We start from the raw sequence: 4,685 nt of genomic DNA on the forward strand, positions 1-4,685 counted from the left end.
CCCGCCACTGCGCCGGGTCGCCGTGCCCGGCCACCCGGATCGCGCCCGCGGCCGGCGTCAGCTCGCCGGCGATCGCGGCCAGAAGCGTCGACTTGCCGCAGCCCGACGGCCCGACGACGGCGGTCAGGCCGATCCCGAAGCGGGCGCTCAGGCCGGCGACGACGGGCGCGCCGCCCCACCCGAGGGTGACGTCGTCGAGCACGACGCCGACCTCGTGCGCGGCGTGGCCAGCACCCGACGGAGCAGATGGGGAGAGCGCGAGGTCCGCCGACGCGAACGCCGCCGCCCCCTCGGCCGCCGCGTGGAACTCCGCCCCCACGCGGCGCAGCGGCCAGTAGGCCTCGGGCGCGAGCAGCAGCACGACCAGCGCGGTCGGGAAGTCGATCGAGCCGGCCGCGAGCCGCAGTCCCACGCAGACCGCGACGAGCGCGACCGAGAGCGTGGCGAGCAGCTCCAGCACGACCGACGAGGCGAAGGCGAGCCGGAGCGTGGCCAGGCTGGCGATCCGGTGCCGGTGCGTGACCGAGCGGATCGTGTCGACCTGCGCGCTCGCGCGACGGTGCGCGACGAGCGTCGGCAGCCCGCGGACGACGTCGACGAAGTGTCCTGAGAGCGACTGCAGCAGCCGCCACTGCTGCTGCGCACGGTCGCGCGTCGCCATACCGACCAGGGCCGCGAACACCGGCACCAGCGGCACCGTCAGCACCACGATCAACCCGCTCAACGGGTCGAGCCAGGCGATGGTCGCGACGGTGAGGAGGGGTACGGCGCCCGCCACCACCAGCGCCGGCAGGTAGCGCGTGAACCACGGCTCCGTCGCGGCCAGCCCGCGGGTGAGCAGCACCGCCAGCTCGCCGGTCCGGCGCGGGTCGCCGAGGCTCGCGCGCAGCACCCGGCCACGCAGCGCGGTCGAGACCTGGCCCGCCGCGCGGGCGGTCGCGAGGTCCACGACGAGGCCGGTCGCGGCTCGGGCCGTGAACACCGCGACCGTCGCGAGCGCAGCGCCCGCGACCGACTCGCCCCGGGCGACGGCCACGACCAGCGCGGCGACGGCGAAGGCCTGCCCGAGCAGCAGCACTCCACCGAGCACGCTCGCGGCTGTCGCGAGGACCAGGGGCCCACGCGCCGGGGCGAGGTGCGAGCGCAGCGCCGGGTCGAGGGGCTTCACTTCGCTGCCAGCTCCACCGTCGGGATGTGGTGGGTGCCGATCCGCTGGCGGAAGACCCAGTAGGTCCACGCCTGGTAGCCCAGCACCATCGGCGTGAAGATCGCGGCGGCCCAGGTCATGATCGTCAGCGAGTAGTCCGTCGCCGCCGCGTTGGTCGTGGTGAGGCTGAAGGCGACGTCGGTCGTCGACGGCATCACGTCGGGGAAGAGCGCGACGAACATGCCGGTCACCGCGAGCGCGATCGCGCCGAAGGTGCCCGCGAAGGACACCCCCTCGCGACCGACGTACGCCGATCGCACCCCGACCACGAGCAGCAGCGCTGCGACCGCGAAGACCGCGGCCGAGGCCGGTGACCCGGTCTTCGCCTGCAGCCAGGTGAGGAAGAAGATCGTGAGCACGATCGCGACCAGGCCGCTGCGCCAGGCGAGGTCGCGGGCGCGGACGCGGATGTCGCCGGCCGTCTTGAGCGCGATGAAGGTCGCGCCGTGGGTGATGAACAGCGACAGCGTGACCAGCCCGCCGAGCAGCCCGAACGGGTTGAGCAGGGTGAGCAGGCCGCCGGTGAACTCCTTGTCGGCGTCGATCGGCACACCCGCGACGAGGTTGGCGAAGGCGATGCCCCACAGCACGGCCGGGACCAGCGAGCCGAACGTGATGGCGGTGTCCCAGCGCGACTGCCACTGGGCGTCGTGCCGCTTGTGGCGGTACTCGAAGGCCACGCCGCGCGCGATCAGCGCGACCAGGATCAGCAGCAGCGGCAGGTAGAAGCCGCTGAAGAGCGTGGCGTACCAGTGCGGGAAGGCCGCGAACGTCGCGCCGCCGGCGACCAGCAGCCAGACCTCGTTGCCGTCCCAGACCGGGCCGATGGTGTTGATCATGACCCGGCGCTCGGTGTCGTCCTTCGCGAGCACCGGCAGCAGCATCCCGACCCCGAAGTCGAAGCCCTCGAGGGCGAAGTAGCCGACCCAGAAGAAGGCGATGGCGACGAACCAGACGGTGGTGAGCTCCATGTCGGTCTCCAGTTCAGGGTGCTAGTAGGCGAAGGCGAGCGGGGCGTCGTCGGACCGCTCGCCGAGGGCGGGGTCCGGGGGCTCGACGAAGGGGTCGGCGCCGTGCTGGATCGTGGTCGCGAGCAGGCGCACCTCGATCACGGCGAGCACCGCATAGACGAGCGTCAGCACGACCAGCGAGGTCGCGGCCTCGGCGACCGAGACGCCGGGGGAGACGGCCCGCTCGGTCGTCATCAGCCCGAAGACCGCCCACGGCTGGCGACCCATCTCCGTGAAGATCCACCCGAACGAGTTGGCGCCCAGCAGCGCCAGCGGCAGTCCGATCCCGACCGTGCCGAGCCAGCGGGCGCTGGGGGTGCGACCACGTCGGGTCAGCCAGAGCAGCAGCGCCGAGCCTGCGGCCGCGACCAGTCCGAGGCCGATCATGAACCGGAAGGTCCAGTAGGTGATGGGGATGACCGGCGTGTAGTCGCCGGGCGTGTAGTAGGTCGCGCCCGGGTCCTGGCCGTAGGTCTCCCGGTACTCCTCCCGCAGGTCGTTGATCCCCTGCACCTTGCCGTCGAAGGCGCCGGTGCCGAGGAAGGACAGCAGGCACGGCACGGTGACGGCGAACTTCTCGCGCTTGCCGTCGGGGGTGCCGACGGTGAAGACGGAGAACGGCGCACAGGTCTCGGCGGTCTCGTAGAGGCCCTCGGCGGCGGCCATCTTCATCGGCTGGACGTCGGTCATGATCTTGCCCTGGACGTCGCCGCTCACGGCCACGCCGAGGCCGGCCAGCAACGCGATCGAGGCGCCGAGCCGGATCGTACGGCGGTAGAGCTCGCGGTCCGCGCTGCGCCGTACGAACAACCAGGCGCTGACGCCTGCCATGGCCGCGCCTGCGGTCATGTAGGCCGCCGCGATCACGTGCGGGAAGGTCACGAGCTGCACCTCGTTGAACATCACCGCGGCGAAGTCGACCAGCTCGGCGCGACCCGACTCGGGGTTGAAGCGGTAGCCGACGGGGTTCTGCATCCACGAGTTGGCGGCGAGGATGAAGTAGCTCGACGCGAGGGTGCCCAGGTGCACGATCCACATGCAGGCGTTGTGCAGCCCGCGCGGCAGCTTGTCCCAGCCGAAGATCCAGAGGCCGAGGAACGTCGACTCGAGGAAGAAGGCGAGCAGCCCCTCGATCGCGAGCGGGGCGCCGAAGACGTCGCCGACGAAGCGCGAGTAGTCCGACCAGTTCATCCCGAACTGGAACTCCTGCACGATCCCGGTCACCACGCCGATCGCGAAGTTGATCAGCAGCAGCTTCGCGAAGAACTTCGTCAGCCGCAGGTAGTCGCGGTTGCCGGTGCGCAGCCACAACGTCTCGAGGAGCGCGACCAGGGCCGTGCCGCCGATCGTGAGCGGCACGAAGAGGAAGTGGTAGACCGTGATCACGCCGAACTGGATCCGCGCGATGTCGAGGACGTCCATGGGGCACCCGTTTTCTACGACGACGTGTAGTAGGTACTACGGACTGTAGTACGTGACGCGTCGTAGGTACACTCGGGGCGTGGCCTACGGAGATCTCGAACGCGCCGTCCTCGACGTCCTCTGGGAGGCCGACCCCGAGTCGTGGCTGACCGTCCGCGAGGTGCACGCCGCGCTGACGCCGGCGCGCGACGTGGCCTACACGACCGTGATGACGGTGATGGAGCGGCTGGCCCGCAAGCAGCACATCGTCCAGCGCAAGGACGGGCGGGCCTACCTCTACCGCCCGCGCGCCAGCCGCAGCGAGATGGTCGCCGAGCTGCTGAACGACACCCTCGACGACTTCAGCACCCATGACCGGCAGTCCGCGCTGGTCGCCTTCGTCGAGGACGCGTCGCCCGACGACGTCGCCGCGTTGCGCGCGGCGCTCGCCCGGCTCGAAGGCGCCTGAGCGACTCCCATGCAGTCGACCCCGTGGGTGCTGGCGCTGCTCGGCGTCGTCCTGGCCGGCCCGGTGCCCGCCGTGCTCGCGCGGGCGGGCTGGCTGCGCCGTACCCCCCTCTCGACGATGCTGCTGTGGCAGGGCGTCGCGCTGGCGGCGGTGCTCTCCGCGCTGGGCGCGGGCCTGTCGCTCGCGACCACCCACGGCTGGAGCACGCCGTCCGCGCTCGCGCTGGTGGTCACCGCGGTGGTCGCGGTGCGCCTCGCCATCGCGGGCCATCGGGTCGGTACGTCGCTGCGCTCCCTGCGCCGGCACCACCGCGAGCAGCTGGACCTCGTGACGCGGCGGCGTGGTCGCCTGGCGGTGCTCGAGACGGAGCAGCCGCTGGCCTACTGCGTGCCGTCGCTGCGCACCTCACGCGTGGTGGTCTCGCAAGGCGCGCTCGACCGGCTCGCGCCCGACGAGCTCGACGCGGTGCTCGCCCACGAGCGCGCCCACCTGCGGGCGCGCCACGACCTGGTGCTCGAGGCGTTCTCGGTGCTGCACCGCGCCTTCCCGCGCTGGGTGTCGTCGGCCTCGGCGCTGCAGGAGGTGCGGATGCTGGTCG

The 4,685-nt window shown here is 72.0% G+C and carries 5 protein-coding genes; 2 read left to right on the top strand and 3 right to left on the bottom strand.

The genetic code is table 11. From position 1 onward, the window contains the following. The 3 genes from CF8_RS20560 to CF8_RS00275 form a co-directional block, all read right to left on the bottom strand. The coding region (locus tag CF8_RS20560) for an ABC transporter transmembrane domain-containing protein (RefSeq protein WP_036491754.1) at positions 1-1,168 on the bottom strand (1,168 nt) is incomplete at its 3' end. Continuing rightward, a complete protein-coding gene (cydB, locus tag CF8_RS00270) occupies positions 1,165-2,178 on the bottom strand; it encodes a cytochrome d ubiquinol oxidase subunit II (protein ID WP_010831141.1) in 1,014 nt (337 codons plus the stop codon). The genes CF8_RS20560 and cydB, both read right to left, overlap by 4 nt. A gap of 21 nt (positions 2,179-2,199) precedes the next feature. After that, on the bottom strand, positions 2,200-3,639 hold the full coding sequence (locus CF8_RS00275; protein WP_010831142.1) for a cytochrome ubiquinol oxidase subunit I: 1,440 nt from the start codon (positions 3,637-3,639) through the stop codon (positions 2,200-2,202). Between the two features lie 79 nt (positions 3,640-3,718). Here CF8_RS00275 and CF8_RS00280 point away from each other — a divergent pair, with 79 nt between their 5' ends. Together CF8_RS00280 and CF8_RS00285 are read left to right on the top strand one after the other, a co-directional pair. Beyond that, a complete protein-coding gene (locus CF8_RS00280) occupies positions 3,719-4,087 on the top strand; it encodes a BlaI/MecI/CopY family transcriptional regulator (RefSeq protein WP_010831143.1) in 369 nt (122 codons plus the stop codon). 9 nt (positions 4,088-4,096) lie between these two features. Then, positions 4,097-4,685 (top strand): M56 family metallopeptidase (locus CF8_RS00285; protein WP_036489899.1); only part of this gene is annotated, 589 nt, incomplete at its 3' end.

Source organism: Nocardioides sp. CF8 (assembly GCF_000389985.1).
Classification (GTDB): Bacteria; Actinomycetota; Actinomycetes; order Propionibacteriales; family Nocardioidaceae; genus Nocardioides; species Nocardioides allogilvus.

Bases quoted from the DNA above. Each gene is read 5' to 3' on its own strand.
- CF8_RS00275 (WP_010831142.1), bottom strand. From the start codon at position 3,639: ATGGACGTCCTCGACATCGCGCGGATCCAGTTCGGCGTGATCACGGTC.
- cydB (WP_010831141.1), bottom strand. From the start codon at position 2,178: ATGGAGCTCACCACCGTCTGGTTCGTCGCCATCGCCTTCTTCTGGGTC.